General features: G+C 36.2%; 22 protein-coding genes. 4 read left to right on the forward strand and 18 right to left on the reverse strand.

Going from position 1 to position 24129, the window contains the following annotated elements; all coding sequences use genetic code 11:
* The first annotated feature begins 13 nt into the window (after positions 1-13).
* Positions 14-1252, forward strand: coding sequence for an aminoacyltransferase (locus SHYC_RS08350; protein ID WP_039646220.1), 1239 nt, complete (start codon positions 14-16; stop codon positions 1250-1252).
* Positions 1253-1656: 404 nt separating this feature from the next.
* Here the strand turns inward: SHYC_RS08350 and SHYC_RS08355 are convergent, their stop codons facing one another.
* Positions 1657-2517 carry a M23 family metallopeptidase gene (locus SHYC_RS08355; protein WP_039646222.1) on the reverse strand — a complete coding sequence of 287 codons (861 nt, stop codon included), beginning with the start codon at positions 2515-2517 and terminating at the stop codon, positions 1657-1659.
* 130 nt (positions 2518-2647) lie between these two features.
* Between SHYC_RS08355 and SHYC_RS08360 the strand changes: the two genes are divergently transcribed.
* On the forward strand, positions 2648-2962 hold the full coding sequence (locus tag SHYC_RS08360; RefSeq protein ID WP_039646224.1) for a hypothetical protein: 315 nt from the start codon (positions 2648-2650) through the stop codon (positions 2960-2962).
* Between the two features lie 109 nt (positions 2963-3071).
* Here SHYC_RS08360 and SHYC_RS08365 read toward each other — a convergent pair whose 3' ends face one another.
* The 12 genes from SHYC_RS08365 to zapA form a co-directional block, all read right to left on the reverse strand.
* Entirely contained in the window at positions 3072-3575 is a 504-nt protein-coding gene (locus SHYC_RS08365; protein WP_039646226.1) for a YfcE family phosphodiesterase, read from the reverse strand.
* Positions 3572-4156: an XTP/dITP diphosphatase gene (locus SHYC_RS08370; RefSeq protein ID WP_039646229.1), complete on the reverse strand. Its 585-nt coding sequence runs from the start codon at positions 4154-4156 to the stop codon at positions 3572-3574. Before SHYC_RS08370 ends, SHYC_RS08365 begins: the two co-directional genes overlap by 4 nt.
* Before the next feature lie 3 nt (positions 4157-4159).
* Positions 4160-4969 (reverse strand): glutamate racemase, encoded by an 810-nt coding sequence (racE, locus tag SHYC_RS08375; protein ID WP_039646231.1) that lies wholly within the window; start codon positions 4967-4969, stop codon positions 4160-4162.
* 239 nt (positions 4970-5208) lie between these two features.
* Complete coding sequence (sdhB, locus tag SHYC_RS08380; protein ID WP_039646233.1) at positions 5209-6054, reverse strand: succinate dehydrogenase iron-sulfur subunit; 846 nt, start codon at positions 6052-6054, stop codon at positions 5209-5211.
* Positions 6054-7820: a succinate dehydrogenase flavoprotein subunit gene (gene sdhA, locus SHYC_RS08385; RefSeq protein ID WP_039646235.1), complete on the reverse strand. Its 1767-nt coding sequence runs from the start codon at positions 7818-7820 to the stop codon at positions 6054-6056. The genes sdhB and sdhA overlap by 1 nt, the downstream gene beginning before the upstream one ends.
* Positions 7821-7945: 125 nt before the next feature.
* Positions 7946-8557: a succinate dehydrogenase cytochrome b558 subunit gene (locus SHYC_RS08390; RefSeq protein WP_039646237.1), complete on the reverse strand. Its 612-nt coding sequence runs from the start codon at positions 8555-8557 to the stop codon at positions 7946-7948.
* Between the two features lie 162 nt (positions 8558-8719).
* Complete coding sequence (uvrC, locus tag SHYC_RS08395) at positions 8720-10510, reverse strand: excinuclease ABC subunit UvrC (protein ID WP_039647670.1); 1791 nt, start codon at positions 10508-10510, stop codon at positions 8720-8722.
* Between the two features lie 177 nt (positions 10511-10687).
* A complete protein-coding gene (trxA, locus tag SHYC_RS08400) occupies positions 10688-11002 on the reverse strand; it encodes a thioredoxin (protein WP_039646238.1) in 315 nt (104 codons plus the stop codon).
* A gap of 75 nt (positions 11003-11077) precedes the next feature.
* Positions 11078-13426 (reverse strand): endonuclease MutS2, encoded by a 2349-nt coding sequence (locus SHYC_RS08405; protein ID WP_039646240.1) that lies wholly within the window; start codon positions 13424-13426, stop codon positions 11078-11080.
* A gap of 29 nt (positions 13427-13455) precedes the next feature.
* Positions 13456-15165: a DNA polymerase/3'-5' exonuclease PolX gene (polX, locus tag SHYC_RS08410; protein ID WP_039646242.1), complete on the reverse strand. Its 1710-nt coding sequence runs from the start codon at positions 15163-15165 to the stop codon at positions 13456-13458.
* A 73-nt stretch (positions 15166-15238) separates the two neighbouring features.
* Positions 15239-15760, reverse strand: coding sequence for a CvpA family protein (locus tag SHYC_RS08415; protein ID WP_039646244.1), 522 nt, complete (start codon positions 15758-15760; stop codon positions 15239-15241).
* A gap of 1 nt (position 15761) precedes the next feature.
* On the reverse strand, positions 15762-16028 hold the full coding sequence (gene zapA, locus SHYC_RS08420; protein ID WP_039646246.1) for a cell division protein ZapA: 267 nt from the start codon (positions 16026-16028) through the stop codon (positions 15762-15764).
* Positions 16029-16222: 194 nt separating this feature from the next.
* Between zapA and rnhC the strand changes: the two genes are divergently transcribed.
* On the forward strand, positions 16223-17161 hold the full coding sequence (gene rnhC, locus SHYC_RS08425; RefSeq protein WP_039646248.1) for a ribonuclease HIII: 939 nt from the start codon (positions 16223-16225) through the stop codon (positions 17159-17161).
* Positions 17162-17311: 150 nt separating this feature from the next.
* Here the strand turns inward: rnhC and pheT are convergent, their stop codons facing one another.
* The 5 genes from pheT to SHYC_RS08450 all read right to left on the reverse strand — a co-directional run bounded on the left by pheT (position 17312) and on the right by SHYC_RS08450 (position 22697).
* Complete coding sequence (pheT, locus tag SHYC_RS08430) at positions 17312-19717, reverse strand: phenylalanine--tRNA ligase subunit beta (RefSeq protein ID WP_039646250.1); 2406 nt, start codon at positions 19715-19717, stop codon at positions 17312-17314.
* Complete coding sequence (gene pheS / locus SHYC_RS08435; RefSeq protein ID WP_039646252.1) at positions 19711-20775, reverse strand: phenylalanine--tRNA ligase subunit alpha; 1065 nt, start codon at positions 20773-20775, stop codon at positions 19711-19713. Before pheS ends, pheT begins: the two co-directional genes overlap by 7 nt.
* 297 nt (positions 20776-21072) lie before the next feature.
* Positions 21073-21819 (reverse strand): TrmH family RNA methyltransferase, encoded by a 747-nt coding sequence (locus SHYC_RS08440; protein WP_039646254.1) that lies wholly within the window; start codon positions 21817-21819, stop codon positions 21073-21075.
* A 119-nt stretch (positions 21820-21938) separates the two neighbouring features.
* On the reverse strand, positions 21939-22112 hold the full coding sequence (rpmF, locus tag SHYC_RS08445; protein ID WP_037566118.1) for a 50S ribosomal protein L32: 174 nt from the start codon (positions 22110-22112) through the stop codon (positions 21939-21941).
* Positions 22113-22154: 42 nt separating this feature from the next.
* Complete coding sequence (locus tag SHYC_RS08450) at positions 22155-22697, reverse strand: YceD family protein (RefSeq protein WP_039646257.1); 543 nt, start codon at positions 22695-22697, stop codon at positions 22155-22157.
* A gap of 126 nt (positions 22698-22823) precedes the next feature.
* On the opposite strand from SHYC_RS08450, the gene SHYC_RS08455 reads away from it, so the two are divergent.
* Complete coding sequence (locus SHYC_RS08455; RefSeq protein ID WP_039646259.1) at positions 22824-23963, forward strand: nucleotidyltransferase; 1140 nt, start codon at positions 22824-22826, stop codon at positions 23961-23963.
* Positions 23964-24129: the final 166 nt, after the last annotated feature.

Raw genomic sequence — 24129 nt, forward strand, 5'->3', positions numbered from 1 at the left:
AAGGGGTGTTTTTTTGAAATTTGTAGAACTTGCACCAGATGAATATCATCAATATATCAACTCACATTTTAAACAATATACACAGTCTATAGAACATTTTAATGCTAGGCATAAAAACGGCCAACACGTTGCATTATTAGGGGTTAAAAATGATAATGATGACATCGTCGCTGCAGGACTATTTACATCTGCGCCATTACTTAAGTACTTTAATTATGTTTATAGCCACCGTGGTCCCGTTTTAGATTATAAAGACACAAAATTGGTGGAATTCTATTTTCGTGAACTTAAAAACTATTTCAAAAAAAGACACACAATTTTTATGCTAATCGATCCATATATCATGCGTTATATCCGTGATTTCAAAGGAAATATAATAAAAGAAGGCAATGTTTCTGCATTAATTGAGACATTAAAAAAACTGAATTATCAACATCAAGGGTTTTCCACAGGGTATTCAGAATTAAGCCAAGCCAGATGGTTAGCTATCTTAGATTTAAAAGACAAAGCGCCATCTAAATTATTAAAGAATATGGAATATAATACTGCGCATAGCATTAAAAAGGCCCTTCAGATGGGTGTTAAAGTAAAAACACTGTCGATAGATGATATTGACGATTTTTATGCACTTTATCGTAAAGCTGAAATCAAACACGGATTTTCATTATTTACAAAATCGTATTTAAAACAGTTTGTAACGAGTTATCCAAACATTACATCAATGCAATTAGCCTATATTCATTTAAACGAACATATCAATATTTTAAAAACGAAGGCACACGACCTCGACATTAAAATCAAAACACAGCTAGAAAATCAAGCGCAACCTCTATCAAAGAAAAAACAAAATAAATTAAAAGAACAACAGATTATTTATGATAAATTGCAAGAAAATATTACAATAGCAAATCAATTACAATCGAAACATGGCAATACACTCCATTTAGCTGCCGCAATATTTGCGGAAACAAAAGATGAACTTGTGTATCTTTTCAGTGGCTCAAATCCTGAATTTAATAAATTTATGGGCAGTTATGTTTTACAGTGGCATATGATTCAACATGCGAAAACACAACATATTGACCGCTATAACTTTTATGGCATTACTGGTGATTTTACCCCTAATGCTGAAGATTATGGTGTGTTACAGTTCAAAAAAGGATTTGGCGGGTATATCGAGGAACTGGTTGGAGACTTTATATGTGTCACTAATCCACTTCTTTATCGTATCTATCAACTTAAAAATAAATAAAAACAAGCCACCTTATCACGTAAAAAGTGACAAGGTGGCGCTTTCATTTTGGGTACTTTATAAAAATAAGATACCTATCGCAATGATTAACACGATGATACCTATGAAATAGTTTAAAAACGTGCGCAGTTTAATTATCGTTCATTTATCCGTCATAGATTATCCTTAGTAAAAAGTTGCTTTAACACTAACGCGCATCCTATCATTACGGTGATGCCAATAATACCTTTAATGCATTCTGAAGGTGTTGTTCTTCTAATTTTAATATGTATTTTTACCATAATTTTAAAGTAAATTCATCTTTATTAGAGTTGGATTCCTCCTTAAATAGCCCCCTTTACAATAATTAATATGAGTGCATATTAATATAGCGAAAAATACAATATTTTATTTTTAAGGCGTTGTCATTTCATTTGTTCTAAACCTGATACAATCTCGCCTTTTTCATATTGATGTTGATCTATGAACTGTATCTTCATCGACTTTCCTCTCGTGTAATTGATATCTGTCATTACTTGAAAATGGATATGTGGTTCTGTCGTGTGACCGCTATTACCACATAGCGCAAGTCGATCACCTTGTTTAACTTTATCACCTGTCTTCACGCGTAAAGAGTGATACTTTAAATGTGCAATAAGACTATATTCATTTTCACGATGTTTTAATATTACATAGTTCCCTAATGGGTTTTGCTCGTCTACAACACCGGGTTGAAAGTCTTCCTTATCATCATGAGCTACCACCACTTCACCATCATATGGCGCTATTACAGGCGCGCCATAACAATAATAATGTTCTAATTGACTGCCATCGTCACGATACGTACGTCCATCTTTCATGATAACTAAATCATACGCATAGCGTTGTGATTCATTAGGATGATGATAATTTAATAACGTATTGTCGCCACCCCAAAAAATATAAAATTCATTTTCTATCGGCATAATATATTGATTGAACGTTTTTAATACATGTGATGGCTCTGTATCTATTGGTAGAAGTAATATTGACGTAATTTCATATTGGTGAAAAGTCATGCTAATCCCCGCATCACGGTTGGAACTGTACCATACCGCTTCACCGTTACCTTCATTAAAGCGATCGAGATAAATGTCACTCTTACCGTAATGTTTACAATAATATTTAAATAGTTTTTTAAATGCTCTATAGCTTATATGTGATTGTAGTGATTTAGAAAATCGTTTATATAAATATTTCGCTCTTTTTTGATGTATAACCTCATTAATCTCAAAAATAGTGAACATTAGAAACTCCTTTTCTATCATTATTACGACCTTATGCATTATTGTCATTTAATAAGAAAATCATGTTTTACTTATAAAAGGTTAAAAAAATATGATACCATTATTTTATATGATAACAGAGGGTGTCTCAATGAATAAGATGAAAAATGAATCATTACAAGTTCTCGCTTCAATGCTCATTATTAATGCGAATTATGTACATGGTACACTCTATTTAAAAGAAGATGGTGTACATTTTAAAGCTAACGGCCTTTTAGCTGACAAAGAAATACGTTCTCATTTTTTATTCAATGAGATTCAACATATCAAATTTGGATTCTCATTTAAACCTTATCGCATTGTCATAAAGACGTTTAGCGATGAAGCTTATATTTTTGATTTTGTAGCTAAACAAGAAGGTAAAGCATTGGTTCAAGCTGTAAAACAAAACCTATCACGTGCATGATGTATGCGCCATTAATACATGACACATCATTAATTCATATAGAAAGGCTAAGCACGATGATTGTGCTTAGCCTTTTTATGCTTAAAATATAGATGATGTTCGTTCGATTTTAATAGTTGAATGGCACTGTACTTAAAATAGTATGCTGGCGATTACGGAAGTTCAGTGTTCCTTCACCATTATCTAATTTGATTTCAGCGTATGTTTCTTCTTCATTACTACGTGAATGTGTGATACTACCTGGATTAATGACATGAATCCCATGAGTGAGCTCATAACGCGCGACATGCGTGTGACCGTAAAACGCAAACGCTGCACCCTGGTCTTTCGCATATTGTGCTAAGTTGTCACGCTCTTGATTAACCCCGAACCGGTGACCATGAGTATAAAAAAATGTTACACCTTGAAGCGTAAAGATTTCATCTTCCGGAAATTCCGGATAAAAATCCATATTCCCTTTAACACGTCGATAAAGACTTAATTCAGTGTCATTATACGTAAATTCAGAATCACCTAAATGAATAAATGTATCTGCGTCATCATGTTTATCGTAGATTTCGTGTAAAATACCTGTTTCCGAATGATTGTCACTTACGAGTATTAATTTCATTATGAATTTATCCCTTCCATGTACGCTTGGAGTTGATCAATAGCGCGTCGTCTGTGTGAAATTTGAGACTTCTCTTCTGCAGATAATTGTGCCATTGTTTTATTTTTATCTGGGACATAGAAGATAGGGTCATAGCCAAAACCATTCTCACCAATACGCGCAAGTGTAATTTCACCATCAACGGTGCCTTTGAAAGTATGCGTATCACCCTCAGCTGTCGTCATACTTATAACGCATACAAAGCGCGCGGCACGGTCTATTGTATCCTCTAACAAATGTAGCACTTTATCTATATTGGCATGATCGTCTTTATCTTCACCTGCAAAACGTGCGGAATAAACTCCGGGTGCACCATTCAATGCAGCAACTTCTAAACCACTATCATCCGCTATAACCGTTTTATTCAAAGCCTTGGCTGCCGCTTCAGATTTTAAACGTGCATTCTCCTCAAATGTCGTTCCTGTTTCTTCAACATCAAAGTCTTCTAGCAGTTCATTAATCCCGATTACATTATAACCCGAAAATATTACTTTAAAATCATTAATTTTCCCTTTGTTCGACGACGCAATTACAATATCAGTCATATCTTAACCCTCCTGGCCTAATTGAATTCTTTCAACTTTAACATGCTTGTATTTTAACCATTCTTTGATAATAAATTCAATATGAGTGGTGCGACCATTCGCAAAAAAGCGGTGCTTTGGATTGGGGTTATAGTGTGCATGTTCATGACTAAATGTAAGCAATGCACTGACTTCACGCGCCGTTTCCAATCCAGATGAAATCACTGTTTTTGCACGATTAAAATACTCATTAATTGGTTGGAAAAGTAAAGGATAATGCGTGCATCCTAAAATCACAGTATCCGCTTTAATATTTCGCCAACGCTTTAAAGTTTGATGTATCACAATACTTGTAATAGTAGGATCTTTATATTTGAGTTCTTCAACTAACGGCACAAATCCTGGACACGCCACCCCATGTACTTCTACATTAGGATTGATACGCTTTATATGTTGTCTATACGCTTCGGATTTAATCGTTCCTTCTGTTCCTAATACAAGTACACTATGATTGTCAGTTGTCATAATGGCTGTTCGCGCACCTGGCTCAATAACCCCGATCACAGGTATTTTAAGCTGCTTTTGTAGTGGCTCTAACGCAACGGCTGTCGCGGTATTACATGCGATGACAAGCATTTTAATATCATATTGTGTTAAATAGTTCGCCATTTCAATTGTAAATTGACGCACTTCTTCTTGAGATCTAGGACCATAAGGACAACGGCTCACATCACCGAGATAATAAATCGTTTCGTTTGGTAATTGTCGCATGATTTCTTTTGCAACTGTGAGACCTCCTACTCCCGAATCTATGACGCCGATAGGTCTCTCCATATTCTTCATCCTATTCTTTTTATACTTGTTGTACATTTTATCATACACCGCATATGTTGATAAGTCACATAGATTACATTCATTGTACGCCACACTATTAGAAAGAATTCGCTCAAGATGTATGTGAGATAATACTATAACGTTAATGTGTTTGTCCTTTTCCTTGTAATCTAAAACTTCATTATCATTTTGATATAAAAAAGCGGAGACAAAATGCCTCCGCTTTAACTATTGTGCCATTAGTCAACTTTATGGTCTGAACCAAAGAATGACTTGAACATGTGGAATGATGTTTCACGATTAAGTGCAGCAATCGATGTTGTTAACGGAATGCCTTTTGGACATGCTTGCACACAGTTTTGTGAATTACCACACGCTTGTAAACCACCTTGGTCCATTAATGCATCAAGGCGTTCATCTTTCGTCATCGCACCGGTTGGGTGTAAATTAAATAATCGTACTTGAGAAATTGCCTGTGCACCGACAAAATTATTTGAAGGTGTCACATTCGGGCATACTTCTAAACACACTCCGCAAGTCATACATTTAGATAACTCATAAGCAGTTTGACGTTTCTTCTCTGGCATACGTGGTCCAGGACCTAAATCGTATGTCCCATCAACAGGAATCCATGCTTTCATACGTTTTAAATTATCAAACATACGAGAACGATCCACTTGTAAATCACGAATCACCGGGAACGTGTTCATTGGTTCAATACGGATAGGTTGCTCTAATTGGTCTACGATAGTCGAACAAGATTGACGCGCACGCCCATTAATGACCATAGAACATGCACCACAAACTTCTTCAAGACAGTTCATATCCCAAGTCACTGGCGTTGTTTTCTCACCTTTATCGTTGATAGGATTACGACGAATTTCCATTAAACACGCGATAATATTTAAATTTTCACGATACGGAATTTCAAAACCTTCTTCGTATGGTTTTGAATTTGCATTATCTTGACGTTTAATAACTAATTTTATAGTTTTATGATGTTTGTTCGTTGATTGCTGATGTTGTCCTTCATTCGTTGTAGAGGCTTGTGTATTGTTTGAAATGTTTTCTTTTGTTTCAACCATTATTTTTTACCCCCTTTTGACTTACTTGTATAGTCACGTTTACGAGGTTCGATTAAGCTTACATCTACTGGTTTATAAGTGAAAGTAGGTTTCTCAGTTGGCCCATTATACGTGGCGATTGTGTGTTTTAACCATTCTTCATCATTACGTTCTGGGAATTCAGGTTTGTAATGTGCACCACGTGACTCATTACGATTGTATGCCCCTATTGTAATGACACGTGCTAATACAAGCATATTCCATAACTGACGTGTAAAGAATACAGCTTGGTTACTCCACGTTTGCGTATCTTCCATATCAATGTTTTCAAAGCGTTTCATTAACTCTACAATTTTCTTATCCGTTTCAAGCAAGCGATCATTATGACGGACAACTGTAACATTAGCCGTCATAATTTCACCAAGTTCACGGTGTAATTTGTAGGCATTTTCTGTACCTTTCATATTAAGAAGTTTATCAAAACGTGCTTGTTCTTCATCAATGCGTTTTTGATAAATACTGTCATCTAAGTCAACATAAGACTTTTCAACATTTTCAACATATTTTACGGCGTTTGGTCCAGCCACTGTACCACCATAAATCGCTGATAATAGAGAGTTCGCACCTAAACGGTTACCCCCATGTTGAGAGAAGTCACATTCTCCAGCTGCGAACAAACCTTCAATATTCGTCATTTGGTCATAATCAACATAGAGACCACCCATAGAATAATGAACTGCTGGGAAAATTTTCATTGGAACTTTACGTGGATCGTCTCCAGTGAATTTTTCATATATTTCGATGATACCGCCTAGTTTTACATCCAATTCATGTGGATCTTTATGTGAAAGATCCAAATACACCATGTTTTCACCGTTGATACCTAATTTTTGATTCACACAGACATCGAAAATTTCACGTGTTGCAATATCACGTGGTACTAAGTTACCATAGTCAGGATATTTTTCCTCTAAGAAATACCAAGGCTTACCATCTTTATACGTCCAAATACGGCCACCTTCTCCACGTGCTGATTCACTCATAAGACGTAATTTATCGTCACCTGGGATAGCTGTTGGATGTATTTGGATAAACTCACCATTCGCGTAATGAACCCCTTGTTGATAAGCAATTGATGCTGCTGATCCTGTATTAATCATAGAATTTGTTGTTTTACCAAAAATGATTCCCGGACCGCCAGTTGCCATGATGACAGCGTCTGAACCGAAAGCTTTAATTTCAGATGTTGTAATATCTTGCGCGATAATCCCTCGCGCTTTATTTTCATCATCTTTAACAACACCTAGAAATTCCCAGCCTTCATATTTTGTTACGAGACCATCAACTTCATAGCTACGCACTTGTTCATCTAATGCGTATAGCAACTGTTGTCCTGTCGTTGCACCCGCAAATGCTGTTCTATGAAAAAGTGTGCCTCCAAAACGACGGAAATCTAATAAACCTTCTTTCGTACGACTAAACATTACACCCATACGGTCAAGTAAATGTATGATTTTAGGTGCTGCTTCAGTCATCGCTTTTACTGGTGGTTGATCCGCTAAAAAATCGCCACCATAAACCGTATCATCAAAATGTAAATAAGGTGAGTCACCTTCACCTTTCGTGTTAACCGCTCCATTAATACCGCCTTGTGCACATACTGAATGTGAACGTTTAACCGGAACAATTGAGAACAAGTCTACATGTGCACCTTGTTCTGCCGCTTTAATTGTTGACATGAGGCCTGCGAGACCGCCACCGACAACAATAATTTTCTTTTCTGCCATAGCATTGTCACTCCCCTGAAATGATTAAAACGTAAAGACTAAAAACACATGTGTCAATTCTTAATCAATCAAGTGTTTTATTTTTGTCTTATTAAAAATCTAAATATGTTCTAATTTGCCAACACTTATACGAATGCTAAAATCGCACTTACACCAATGTAAGATAAAATGACGAATACCACTAATGATATCCAAGTGAATACCTTTTGTGATTTTGGAGATTGTAAAATACCCCAAGTCACAAGGAATGACCATAAACCATTAGCAAAATGGAATACTACTGCGATAATACATACGATGTAGAAAATTAACCAAATTGGATTAGATACGATGTCATGGACCATATCGTAACTTACTTCTTCGCCAAATAACTTTTGAATACGTGTTTGCCACATATGTATCATCACGAATAAGAATGTTAACAAACCTGATAAACGCTGAAATAAAAACATCCAGTTACGCATGTACGAATAATGCCCGATATTTTGGTTCGCTGTAAATGCAATGTAGAAACCATAAAGTGCATGAAATAATATAGGAATGTAGATCATTATAAACTCTAGCGCATAAAGAAATGGTAATGATTCCATAAATCCTGCCGCTTTGTTAAATGCCTCTACCCCTTGAGTAGCTTGATGGTTTACTGTTAAGTGAACTACTAAAAATGCACCTAGTGGAATCACGCCAAGCAACGAATGTAACCTTCTAAGGTAGAATTGATTCTTCGATTGTTCCAAAAGGAAGTCCCCCCTGCGATACTAAAATTTTTTGACTTCTTTTTTTTAATGTTGCCCTTAAGAAAACGTTTGCACATCTTATTAAAAAAAAGAAATCAACTTTTCTTCATTGTAACACTAAATGTGACGAAATTGGGTATGAGAATGATTCTCAACCCAATTTTATCCATTTTCTTCCTGTAACGTATGATACAGTGTTTTAGCTGTCTTTTCAGGTAAGCCGCTTGCTTTCAATTCTTCTATTGACGCTTGACGCATTTTTTTAATCGACCCGAAATGGCGTAGCAATTTTGTTTTGCGTTTTGGTCCGATACCTTCAACTTGATCTAAAACGGATTGCATTCCAGTTTTTTGACGTGTTTGACGGTGAAATGTAATTGCAAAACGGTGGACTTCATCTTGAATACGTTGCAGTAAATAAAATGCTTGCCCATTCTTTTTTAGGGGTATAATGTGTGCCTCTTCGCCATATAACAACTCAGACGTTTGGTGTTTATCATTTTTTTGGAGACCAGCTATTGGAATATCAAGTCCTAATTCATTTTGAATAACATCTAAGACACTTGTCATATGACCTTTCCCACCGTCCACAATAATCAAATCTGGTAACGGTAATCCCTCATTTAAAACACGCGTATATCGTCGTCGAACGGCTTCTTGCATTGATTTATAATCATCTGGTCCTTCAACTGTCTTAATTTTATATTTACGATATCCTTTTTTATCAGGTTTGCCGTCTACAAACGAGACCATGGCTGAAACAGGGTCTACACCTTGAATATTCGAGTTATCAAAAGCTTCAATGCGAATAGGTGTTTGAATACCCATCGCCTCACCGAGTTGTTCAATAGCTTTAATCGTTCGAGATTCATCTCGAGCAATCATTTCGAATTTATTTTCCAGTGCAATTTTAGCATTCTTTTTAGCTAAATCTACAAGTTGTTTTTTGGGTCCACGCTGAGGTGTTAAAATTTTAGTCTCTACTACGGAATGAATCATGTCATAGTCCAAATCTTTAGGGACATGTATTTCTTTCGGAATAAAGTGTTGATTTAATTGGTAAAACTGACCGATAAAGGTATAGAATTCTTCTTCTGGAGTTTGTTGTAAAGGAAACATTGTGGCTTCCCTCTCAATTAAGTTTCCTTGACGCACGAAAAACACTTGGATGCATATCCAACCCTTTTCAACGTGATAGCCAAAGACGTCTCGTACAGTTTGATCTGCAGACATAATTTTCTGTTTTTTTGTTAAGTTGTGGATATGTTCAATAAGATCACGATACTCTTTCGCTTGTTCAAATTCTAAGTTCTCACTCGCAACATGCATGCGTGTTTCTAATTGATTTAAAATAGTTTTATCTTCACCATTTAAAAAATCACTAATTTCACGAGTCATTTGGTCATATTTACTTTGTTTTACAGGATAAACACACGGTCCTAAACATTGACCGATATGGTAATATAAGCAGAGTCGATCCGGCATTTTATCACATTTTCGATAAGGATAAATACGATCTAGCAACTTTTTTGTTTCGTGGGCAGAATAAGCATTAGGATAAGGTCCAAAATATTTTCCACTCCCTTTTCTTACAGTCCGCGTTACGATTAATTTGGGATGGCGTTCCTTCGTGATTTTAATAAATGGATAACTTTTGTCATCCTTTAGTAAGACGTTATATCTCGGTTGATACTTCTTTATTAAATTCAATTCAAGTAATAATGACTCCGTTTCGCTCGACGTTACAATATATTCAAAATCGACAATCTCACGTACAAGCCGAGTCGTTTTCAAATCATGTGCTCCAGTAAAATAAGAGCGCACCCGATTTCGTAGCCGCTTGGCTTTCCCTACATAAATCACTTGATCTTGTCGATCTTTCATTAAATAGCACCCTGGTTCCATAGGTAAAACGGAGAGTTTTTGTTTCAATTTTAATTTAATATCACTCACTTTTAAATCACCCGCTTTTAACGATATACACGAAAAGGCTGGGTCGAAATCTTTACGAGATTCGTAGCCCAGCCTTAAAGGTTTGAGACTCATAAAAGTCCTCACCGATAAATATACACGTTCAAAGTTAAGTAGCACAATTCATTCATTGAAATCTATGTGCTGTTTACTTTAAATTTATAAATGCTTGTCTAAAACTTGTGCTAAATTTTCTTTAGGTTGGAATCCAACCACTTTGTCAACAGGTTCTCCATCTTTAAATACGATTAAAGTTGGAATACTCATCACTTCAAATTTAGCCGCTGTTGCTTGGTTTTGGTCAACATCTAATTTTAATATATCTGCTTTTCCATCATAATCTGTAGCTAAATCTTCTAAAACGGGTGCAATCATTTTACATGGGCCACACCATGTTGCCCAAAAGTCGACTAATTTCACACCACTGTTAATTTGTTCGTTAAAATTTGAATCATTTACTTCGATTAATGCCATAGGAAGTTGCCTCCTTGATTTCGTTGATAGTCAAAGTATATCAAATTCAAAATCGTTTTTCATTTCAATTGCTCATTATTTTAGTTTTGCGACAGTCACCCCAAATCCACCTTCACTTGGCATTCCTGTACGATACGTTGAAACACTGCGATGTTGCTTAAGATGTTGTTGAACACCTTTTTGTAAAGCGCCTGTTCCTTTCCCGTGGATGATATAAACATCTTCATAATTGCTTAATACCGCTTGATCTAAATATTGGTCTAACGCAACTAATGCTTCTTCATAACGGTATCCTCGTAAATCGAGTTCCATTTTAACTGTCGATCGATTAGAACGTGTAATCATTTTTGTAGGCTTTTCTTTCACCTTTTCTTTTTTCTCTAAATCTTTAATCGGTAATTTCATTTTGATAATACCCATTTGCACGACTGCTTCCTCGTCACCTATGAGATCCAAGACTTCACCTTTTTGACCATATGACAGCACTTTGACTTCATCACCAATTTGAATCACATCATAACGTTGCTTTTGCACATTTTGTTTAATAGATTTCGCCTCGTATTGATCATTCAGTTGCTTTTTCTTTTCAATTAACTCATGCTCTTTTACTTCCGCACCTTTTCGATCTCTCATCTCACGCAATTCTTTCAAAATCGTATCGGCTTCTTTTGTCGCTGATTGTACACGTTGGTTGGCCTTTTCTTTAGCTTCCTCCATTAATCGCGACTCATAATTTTGAAATTGCGCATATTTTTGACTTAATTGTTGATGTATAGATTCTGCTTCGCGAACTAATTGTTCAAGTTCAATGCGTTGATCATCCACACGTTTTGCATTGTGTTCTAGCGATGCTATCATGGTATTTATTTCTTTCTCATCTTGTCCGACCATACTTTTCGCATGATTAATAATTTTTAAATTCAACCCTAAACGCTTAGAGATCTCAAATGCATTTGAACGTCCTGGTACACCCATAAGCAACTTGTAGGTTGGACTTAATGTATTCACATCAAATTCAACACTCGCATTCATAACGCCATGCCGATTGTAGCTATATGCCTTTAATTCCGGGTAATGAGTCGTCGCCATGACACGCGCACCTACACTTTGCACATGGTCTAATATACTCATCGCAAGTGCAGCCCCTTCACTTGGATCTGTACCTGCGCCAAGTTCATCAAATAAAATCAAACTGTTCTTATTTGCTTCATCTAAAATTGAAATAATGGTCTTCATATGTGAAGAAAACGTCGATAAAGATTGTTCGATAGATTGTTCATCACCGATATCACAAAATACATTCTCAAACACACTAAGTTGACTTCCATCTAGCGTAGGAACGAGTAGTCCTGATTGTGCCATAATCACGATTAACCCTAATGTTTTAAGTGTGACCGTTTTACCGCCTGTATTAGGTCCTGTAATAATTACCGTTTGAATATCTTCTTCAAATGTAATTGTATTTGCAACGACGGTATCTCTATCTAATAAAGGATGATACGCTTTGGGTAAATATATCATTTTTGATGTCGTAAAAGAAGGTTTCGTCGCTTTAATTTTGGCACCATAACGTGCTTTTGCAATTAGAAAGTCAAGGTGCCCCATTACATCTTCGGTGATCAATAATGCATCCGCTTCTCGAGCCACCGCTTCTGTAAGTTGAGATAAAATCCGTTCCATTTCTACTTTTTCATCATTGCGTAAGCGACTCACCTGATTATTTAATTCAACGACGGATGATGGCTCGATATAGAGCGTTTGTCCCGATGCAGATTGATCATGCATAATCCCGCTAAAATCTTGACGATATTCGGCTTTTACGGGAATAACATGTCGTTCATTTCGCACAGTAACAATAGCATCCGACAACTTTTTTTGATTGCCTGATGATTTAACAATTCGGTCTAATTGTGATTTAATGCGTTGGTTCGTTTTTGATATTTTACTTCTAATTGCCTGTAATTCATAACTGGCTGAATCAAATAAATCTGTTTCATCACATGTTTCTCTTATAATTTGGTAAAGCGGTGTTAATACTGGCAATAATACCATTTGATTATGCAGTATGGGATAACTTATTTTCTCTTCATCTTCAATCATTTGATTGTAAAAAGTTTTAAACTGGTTTTGAATTTGAATCATGCGCTTTATTGTATTGAGTTCTTGAACATTCAACGTACCACCAATTTGTGCACGCTTCACATAGGGCGCGATTTGAGATAAACCACTTAGACTTGGTAAACGAAATTGGTTATATATTTGAGCGATTTCATCTAACTCTTCCATCTGAGCAACAACGGTATCATATTCAGTTGATGGAGAAAGTTGGCGTATTTTTGCTGCGCCTAAGTCACTGATTACTTCGTTCAAAAGCGCCGATTTAATTTTATCAAATTCCAATACTTCTAACGTTTTTTGTTTCATAAAATCCCTCAATTTCGAAAAATACAAAGTTATTCATCTAACTTTTTCTGATTTATAAATGCTTTAAATTGTTCTCGCGTCATCGTATTGATAACTTGTGATCTTTTAACAAATCCTTTTTGAGCGGTAGCTACACCATACTTCATAAAATCCAAATGTTTGGTATGATGCGCATCTGTATTGATTGTAAGTTTAAGGTCTGGGTATGTGCGTAAAATAGATGCATTTAAATCAAGTCGTTGTGGATTAGCATTAATTTCTAGCACCGTTTTAGTGTCTTTACACATTTGAACTAATTTTTCGATATTCACTTGGTAGCCATCACGTCGACCAATAATGCGTCCTGTTGGATGTGCAATATGTCTTACATAAGGGTTGAAGCACGCTGTTTCAAATCGCTTCATAATTTCTGCTTCGGTTTGATTAAAGCTTTGATGGATTGCTGCAATCACATAGTCAAGTTGCGCCAACACATCGTCATCATAATCAAGTGTTCCATCAGGAAGTATATCCATTTCTGTTCCCGAATAAATATCGATTTCTTTATATTCTTCATTTAATGCTTTAATATCTTCGTTTTGTTTTAATAATTTTTCCACACTTAAACCGTTCGCCACTCGTAAATTTCTTGAATGGTCTGTAATACACATAAATTCGTAACCCTTTTGAATATTTGCTTCGACCATTTCACGTAAAGACATTGCGCCATCACTTGCAGTTGTGTGCATGTGTATATCACCATTAATATCATCTAAACTAATGATATCTGATAAATCTTTATCAAATTCAGAGCCGTCTTCACGCATCGTTGGCGCAATCCAATTTACGTTAAAATGTGCATATATCTCTTTTTCACTATTAAATTGTAACAGCTCGCCATCTGCGCGTTCAATTCCATATTCGCTTACCTTCTCGTCTCTCGCCTTTGCCAATTGACGAATACGTATATTATGATCTTTTGAACCTGTGAAATGTTGTAACGTATGATAAAAAGCTTCTGGTGAAATGAGACGAAAATCGACCCCAATCGTCTCGTCATCGTGATTAAGCTCCAATGAGACTTTTGTTTCGCCAACAGCGACTTCCTTTGTTTTATTAGGAATATTTAACAATGCGGCTTGGACCTTTAATGGCGCATGTGTACTTATAATATAATCTAAATCTTTACTCATTTCTTTCATACGCCTAAAACTGCCTGCAACTTCAAAGCGTTCAATTTCAGGAATTGTATTTAAGTATGTTTCTATTTTATCGTTTAAACTCCGCATCATATTTATAGGGTAATGCGATTTTTTAGCACCTAAGGCTTTTACTGCTTCTAAAATATTTTGTTCTGTTTTTTTAGCAAACCCTTTAAGCTCACTTACTTTACCCGTTTCACAGGCAGCTTGTAACGAAGCTTTATCTGTAATATGAAGGGCTTCATACAGTCTCGCAATTTTTTTACTGCCTAATCCTTGAATTTTAAGCAATGGAATGAGTCCTTCTGGCACCTCTTGTTTTAATGTTTCTAGAGTAGGTGATTCTCCCGTCGTACGATACGTCTCAATAACATCACCGACCCCTTTACCAATATTTTTTAATGATGTAACGTCGTCAATTTCATCTAGCGTCCGTTCATCAATTTCAAGACTTTGTGCTGCCTTTCGGTAAGCAGATACTTTAAACGCGTTTTCACCCTTTAATTCCATATACGTAGCGATATTTTCAAGTAAACGTATGACATCTTTTTTAGTCATTGAAACCACCTCATAAAAAAGAGGATGAAACGATAAGTATGTACCATAAAACGCTCCAGCCTCTTAAGTTTATTTATGTTAAAGTCAGTGTAATTTTAGAAAGGATAGGAAGGTCAGTAATCAACCATTTCAATATTGTCGCATGTTGTAAAGAAGATTGAATCATAGCATCTGGATATAATGCCATTAATAGTAAAATAAAATGCAATACAATGACACCCGAAATCACACTCGTTATGACACCGAATATACGCAAACTAAAAACATTGCGGTGACGATAGGCCAACTCAGAAAATGTATCAAGTACAACGTGTGTAAGTACTTTGACAATAAACATGATGACCATAAAACTTATCACAGCATTAAATTCCTGTTCTGGTTGCTCAAATGCTAATGCATAATGAATGTGAAATGCATCCGTTTTAGGGAATGGGACAAATAATTTTAAATATTGATATAATGATTTATAAAATTGTAATCCAACCCATATTGCAAAAACAGTACTAAAGAGATGTAGCAAACTTGCCAGAAAACTACGATAAAAACCTAAAGCAGCATATACCAGTAGAAACGTACCACTGATCACGACGAACATCTTAGTGCCCTCGTTGTTTTAAACGTTGGATTTCTTCACGTAATTTAGCGTTTTCTTCTTCTAATAATACTAATTCATGCGTCACATTAACCGCTGTGAGTACAGCTTTACGTACAGAATCTAATCCTGCATTCCGCTGACCTAATGTTCTAATTTTATCATCAACTAAATCCGCTACATAACGAATATGCTCAGGATCATTTTCACCTATAATCGTATAGTGCTGGTCATTTATCGTTACGTTTATTCTATTTTTAAACTCACCCATATCCTTTCACCTAGCCCTATCTTTAAATTTATTCATCATCGTTCATTATACACGAGACGATACGTTTTGTGTATCATGGATTATGATTGACGACAATACTTACCACAGCACATTTAAATTATGGTAGGATGGAACATGCGATATACATATGGTATTCATGTTTTAACGTATGACTTTATATAAAGAGGGTTTTTATGGCAAATTTAGTTAAAATATTAACTCAAGCAGAAATAGATCAATTAATGAAAAAGATTAAAATGGACACATCTAAATTAGCACCTGGTATGATTGCCAAAGCCAAGTACCAAGGCGTGACTATTAGTATTTACAAGTCACGTAAAGTGATGTTTCAAGGAGCCAATGTCGATTCCGTTGCTGCATCACTGTTAGGAGAGACTATCTCAAAAGTTTCATCCAACAACCATCAATCTCCAAAAAACAAAACGTATCCTTACAATCAACAAAGTTGTATCGGTAGTGACGAAGCCGGGAGTGGTGATTATTTTGGTCCGTTGACCGTTTGTGCTTGTTATGTAAGTAAAACACATATTGACCTACTTAAGACGCTAGGTGTTGACGATTCAAAAAAATTAAATGATGCGAAAATTGTATCACTCGCTGAACAATTGGTTACATTTCTCCCTCACTCGTTACTTGTATTAGATAATCCTAGGTATAATGAACGCCAAGCGATGGGGTGGTCACAAGTCAAAATGAAAGCTGTATTGCATAATGAGTGTATAAAAAATGTGCTAAAAAAGGTTGATATGGATAATGTTGATGCTATTGTCATTGACCAATTTGCAGAACGAGATGTATATCAACGGTACGCACTTGGAGATGTTCCATTAAGCGAACGCACTCACTTCGAAACTAAAGGTGAATCGAAGTCGCTTGCAATTGCCGCTGCAAGTATCATTTCTAGGTATGCGTTTGTCAAACATATGGATCGTTTATCCAAACAAATGCATCAAACCATTTTAAAGGGTGCTAGTGGAAAAGTGGATCTTCTGGCTGCACGTCTAATTGAAAAGCACGGGTTACATCAACTCGATCAAATTACAAAAAAACATTTTAGCAACCGAAATAAAGCCCTGAAACTAATTGAATCTAAAGGTTCTAAATCATATTAAAGTATAGTCAATGTTCAATGTGTGGTGACATCGGTCACCCTTTCAGAAACAAACGTACAAGTCAACTTGTACGCATTCAGCATTTGACTACATAAAAATATCGATGATACATGTCTGAAATGTATCATCGATATTATTTTATATTATTATTTATCCTCTTAATGTTGCACCTTGACGCTCTAATGCAGTTAAAATAACGTCATGCACTTCTGCAACTTGTGCCTCTGTCAATGTATTTTCAGTATCTAAATAGTCTAAACGGATGGCTACTGATTTTTTACCTGTTTCCATATGCTCACCGTCATAAACATCGAATACAGATGCTTCTTTTAACAAACGACCACCTGAATGTTGAATTGTTTGAATTAATGAAGATACACGCACTTCTGTATCGACAACTAATGCGATATCACGTGTTACTCCAGGGAATTTAGGAATTTGATGATAGTTTATATAGCCGACATTGAATGCCATTATTTTCTCATAATTCAATTCAAATACGTACGTACGCCCTAAATCATATGCTTTGGCTACAGAAGGATGTAATTCACCAATAAACCCTATAGCTTCTCCTTGACATAATACTTTTGCTGTTCGACCAGGATGTAACCCATCAACTTGTGCCGTTTCATAATCAAACGTCAATGACAATTTATCTGCAACACGGTCGACAACACCTTTGACAAGGTAAAAGTCTACCATTTCTTTTTTAGCTTGCCATGGATTAGCCACATATTCACCTGTCATAACGCCACTCAAATATTCCACTTCATCCGGTAATTGCCCTTCACCATTACTAAAGAAAACATTTCCTATTTCGTATAATGCAATATTTTGACTTTTACGGGCAACATTATATTGTGCTGCATCGATTAAGTGTGGAATTAAACTTTGACGTAATGTAGAATGCGCTTCACTCATCGGCATTAATAATTTAATGACATCACGTTTTTCTGTTGTAAACGCAGTTGCACGTTTTTCATCTACAAGTGAATAGGTCATCGCTTGTGATAATCCTGCTCCTTCAAGCGCACTACGTACAACACGTGTTTTACGTTGACGGTCTGTTAAAGCACCACTAGATACAGTTTCAAATACAGGAAGCGAAGAAGGTAAATTATCATACCCATAAATACGAGCGATTTCTTCAATAATATCTGCTTCAATTTTAATATCTGGACGACGTGAAGGCACGGTTACACATAACGTATCATGTTCCACTGTTGTTTTAAATCCTAATTGTTCTAAAGCTTCAACCATTTCTGACTCAGAAACATTAAATCCAATCGTACGATTCACTTTATCAACCGTAATGTCAATCGTATGTGTAAATGACCCTAACTCTCCTTTTGATACGCGCCCTTTTATAACTGTACCGTTTGCTAGCGATTCTAAAAGGTGACACGCGCGGTCCACTGCTTCATTTACAAATTCTGTCGCTAATCCTTTTTCGAAACGACTAGAAGATTCGCTTCTTAAGTTTAAACGGCGTGACGTGTGACGTATTGATACTGGATCAAACAAAGCCCCTTCGACAACGACATTTGTTGTTTGATTAGTCACTTCTGAGAAATCACCGCCCATGACGCCACCTAAAGCAATCGGCTTTTCACCATTCGTAATAACGATATCATTAGTCTGCAATTGACGTTCTTGGTCATCTAATGTCGTCATCGTTTCACCTTCACGTGCTTGGCGAACAACGATTTCTTTTGAACCGATGTGATCTTGATCGAACATATGCAACGGTTGACCATATTCAAGTAACACATAATTTGAAATATCAACCACATTATTAATCGGACGAATACCTGCTTTCATTAAACGTGCTTGCATCCATTCAGGCGATGGCGCAATGTGAACATTTTTTACAATACGCGCGCTATAATAAGGAACTTTGTCTTCATTTTCAACTTGAACGTCTAACTCCTCATGCGCTTGACCTGTTTCAGACTGAATAGACGTATCCGGTTTTTGAACAGGCTGATGATATAAAGCACCCACTTCATAGGCCGTCCCTATCATACTTAATGCATCAGAACGGTTTGGTGTTAAATCAAATTCCATCAATTGGTCATCTAAATAAAGCGCTTGTAATGCGTTAGTTCCAGGTTCAACTTGTGTCGTAAAGTTATAGATTCCATCCTCATATGCTTTAGGTACCACATTACTAGCTAATCCAATTTCTTGTAATGAACATATCATACCTTCAGAAACTTGCCCACGTAATTTTGCGCGCTTAATTTTTATACCACCCGGTAAACGACCACCGACTTTAGCAACGATAACAGTTTGCCCTGCGTCAACATTAGACGCACCACAAACGATTTGCACAGGCTCAGCTTCTCCTATATTTACTTGACAAATATTCAATTTATCCGCGTCAGGATGTTTTTGTATGGATTCAACATAGCCTACCACTAAATGTTTAATATTGTCAGTGAAATCTTTAATATTATCTACTTCAATACCTGCACGTGTAATGCGTTCTGCTAAGTCTTCAATCGACACATCGACAGCTACATACGATTCTAACCATTCTTTAGAAATTAACATGTTGTTTCACCTCTGTCTTCCACTGCTTTAAATTGTTCTAAGAAACGTACATCATTTGTATAAAAATGACGAATATCTTCTATACCATATTTCAACATCGCAATACGGTCTGGTCCCATACCAAAGGCAAAACCAGAATAACGTTTAGAATCAAATCCAGCCATTTCCAGTACATTCGGATGTACCATACCTGCACCTAAAATTTCGATCCAACCTGTTTGCTTACAAACATTACAGCCCGTACCTTTACATTTAAAACAAGACACGTCGACTTCAACAGACGGTTCAGTGAATGGAAAATAGCTTGGACGTAAGCGAATGTCACGATCAGCACCAAAAAGCGATTTCGCAAGTAATTCAAGTGTCCCTTTTAAATCACTCATTTTAATATTTTCATCTACAACAAGACCTTCAATTTGTGTGAATTGATGACTATGTGTCGCATCATCAGAATCACGACGATATACTTTACCAGGACAAATAATTTTCACAGGTCCTTGACCATTTCTTTTTTCCATTGTTCGCGCTTGCACTGGAGAAGTATGTGTGCGCATTAATATATCTTCAGTAATATAAAAACTGTCTTGCATATCACGTGCTGGATGTGATTTTGGTAAATTGAGCGCTTCAAAATTATAATAATCTTGTTCTACCTCATATCCAGTGACAATTTCATATCCTAACCCTAAAAATAAATCTTCAATTTCTTCAACAGTGCGTGTTAATGGATGAGTGGCACCGTTCGCAATTTTACGACTTGGTAACGTCACATCAATAGATTCTTCCGCAAGTTGTTGATTTAAACTTTCTTCTGCTAAATCAGCTTGTCTTTTTTCAATTGCCTGTGTTATCGTTTGACGGACATCATTCACTTGTTGTCCGTATGCTGGTTTATCTTCTTTAGGTAAATCTTTCATATTTTTCATAAGCCCTGTGACAAGGCCCTTTTTCCCTAGATATTTAACTTTAACATCTTGTAAACCTTTTTCACTGTCAGCTTGTTGAATTGCTTCAAGTGCATCGGTTTTGATTTGCACCATTTCATTTGTGTGTGACATACGTATCCTCCTTAAAAATAAAAAGACCCCGCCCAATACTTGGGACGAAGTCTTTCCGTGGTACCACCCAGTTTTATGTAGCCATCTACATACACTCTGAATTTATGTGGATAACGGGCCATAAACCCGACTTAAATCTCTTTAAGTAGCTAAAAAGGTGAAAAAAACGTTATACAATTGAGGCGACTTTCAGTTCATGTCGACCTTCCCTAAACAATTGTCTAGCAACGCTTCCGTCTTTTTGTAAGCAAAATATTAATTTCAATACTTCAATTATATACAGGAGTAATTTTAGGGTCAACCCTTTAAATGAAACATTAAAATGCCCGCAGCAATGGCAACGTTTAAACTCTCAGCACGCCCATAAATCGGAATCGTAATATTCTGAGTTGTCGCCTCTAAAATATGTTCATTGATACCTTCACCCTCATTACCTAACACTAACGCAAAGGTGTTTTGTTGTTTTTCTATGTCATGATACGATACCGCTTCATGAAGTGCCGTTCCAAAAACAGGTCCCTCAAATTGATCTATAAATGATAAAATATCTTCAACTACTACGATTGGAATATGAAAAACACTACCTTGGCTCGCACGTAAAACTTTATCTGAGTATACATCAGCAGTTCCTTTTGAAATAACAACAGCATCTAATCCTGCTGCATCAGCTGTTCGAATCAATGTTCCAACATTTCCAGGGTCTTGAACACGGTCAAGAATGAGTACTTGTCGCACATCCATGACTTGAGGATCAGGTTTTTTAATAATCGCAAAAATACCTTGAGGAGTAACAGTTCCCGCAAGCGTCTCCGCGACTTTCATATTAATTTCATATACATGATCACTTGCGTGTATAATAGCCTCATCGACACGATGGATATCTAAGATAAACAAATGTTCAATTTTAAGCGCATTGTTATAAGCTTCTTCAATTAAATGATACCCTTCAAGAATCGCTAAGCCATGTTTATCACGTTCACGCTTCTTCTTTAACTTTTGGTATAACTTAACTTTAGAATTTTGATTGGATGTAATTTGCTCCATTTTAAATCCTCAACTCTTCATCTTTTATCTTCATTTTAACATAGCGTATCATATGCTTCATTTGATACAAATAAAAAATCGCTTCGACCAATATGTCAAAGCGATACACATCATTTCGATTATTTAGAAACGACTTCTTCACCTTTGTATGAACCACATGCTGGACATACACGGTGTGATAATTTTAATTCACCACAGTTTGGGCATTCTTGCATACCTGGTACTGCTAATTTGAAATGCGTACGGCGTTTGTTTTTTCTTGTTTTAGAAGTTCTTCTTTTTGGTACTGCCATGATTAATCCTCCCTTTTATTCATTACATATGACGCATGGATGTTAGCGTGCGCGATCACTATCATCATAGAACTGTTGTAATTTTTGAAGCCTTGGATCGACTTTCTTATGCGACTCATCTTGTGAAGGGTCGTTATCCAAAATTTGTGTTTCGTCAACAACTTCCCAACCTTGGCCACCCGTTAGCATGTCTTCACTATCATCAGCGACAACACGCATAGGTTTTTCTAACATCACAATCTCTTCAGCGATTGCACGAAGATTGATGATGCCATCCGTCGCAAGATGATAATGTTCATCGTCCTCATCTTCGTATAAACCATCTAAATCAAACACTTCCGTCGACGTCGTATCAAATGGAACCTCTACAGGTTTAAGTGTACGAGCACATGCCATTGTATACGTACCCGTTAAATGCATCGTAGCAACGACTTCATTTGACTTTACGATTAATTCACCATCAATGTGAACTGGCGAGATATCAATAATATCTAAAGTTCCAGCTAAATCGTTAAATTCAACAGTTTGATTAAATTTAAAAGGTTGTCCTTGGTATTTTCTTAATTGTGTTATTGACCATTTCATATGGCTTCACCTCTAACAAGCACAAAATTTATTTTAACTTTTGACGCTAAAGTTGTCAAGATTTTTTCTTAACATCTTTAGTTCTGTTACAATACTCATAATGAGACACGAAAGGAAAGAAAGCAAATGAAAAGTGTTGCCTTCATTACAGAATATAATCCCTTCCATAATGGACATCTTTATCATGTGCAACAATCGAAGTCTATAACTAAAGCAGATGTCACAATTGCAATCATGAGTGGTCACTTTATGATGCGCGGGATACCTTCAATGTTTTCAAAATTCACACGAACAAAAATGGCATTAACCGGTGTCGACCTCGTTGTTGAGTTGCCTTTAATTGGAAGTTTATCATCAAGTGATCGCTTTGCCGAAATGGGTATAAAAGTAGCTGATTATTTAAATGTAGACGCCCTGTCATTTGGCAGTGAAATCGGCGACATTGAAATTTTGAAAACGATGCGCGATAAAATGTTACTTTTAGAAAGCACTTCCGAATTCATTAATCAAATTAAACAAGGTAAAAGTTATCCACGTATCATGCGCGAACTTTTAAATCACTCTATTCTCGATTCACCGAATAATATACTTGGACTATCCTATTTAAAGCAACTCGCATTACAACAAAGCCGGATCGAACCTTTGACCATTCCTCGTCAATATTCCGACCATCATCAAAATGACATTAAACACTTGTCATTTGCAAGTGGGACTGCAATTCGACAAGATATTATCAATCAAGGTACGCGTTGGAAAAGCTGTGTTCCTACTGAAAATCATGCGTTATTCGAAAATGCCTTCACTGATACTGACACGCTTTTTCAACTCATTAAATTTGCCACACTTCAACATGATACGAACATATTGGCCACTATTCACACAATGAGTGAAGGGTTTGAACACCGTCTAAAACGCGAGATTAGTGTCGCACATGATTATATTACGTTAATGTCACGATTAAAAACAAAACGCTATACGTACACACACATCCAACGCATATTAATGAATGTCCTTTTACATTATAAATATGATGATGTTAATACTAGCGTTGATGCCGTCAGAATCCTTGGAATGACACGTCAAGGCCAAGCGTTTTTAAAATCACTGAAGCAGCAATATCCTGAAAAGCAGTTTGTCACAAACGTTAATAAAAACAATGCGCATTATTTTAAGCATGAAATCAAAGCAACTGAAATATATAATTTACTTACGCATCAAGATGAGACGGACTTTAATACACCAGTCATTATTTGCAATGCACGATAAAACAACGTGTCCCCTTTCAACATTAAAGCCAACAAAATGCATATATATATACTTTGTTGGCTATTATTTATCTTTATACAATGGAATCTGATAAATCTAAAAACGATATATTATTTGATTCCTCAGCCGAGACTTCTGATGCATTAAGCCGAAACTGAAAAAGCGT

This window comes from Staphylococcus hyicus, from assembly GCF_000816085.1.
GTDB lineage: Bacteria > Bacillota > Bacilli > Staphylococcales > Staphylococcaceae > Staphylococcus > Staphylococcus hyicus.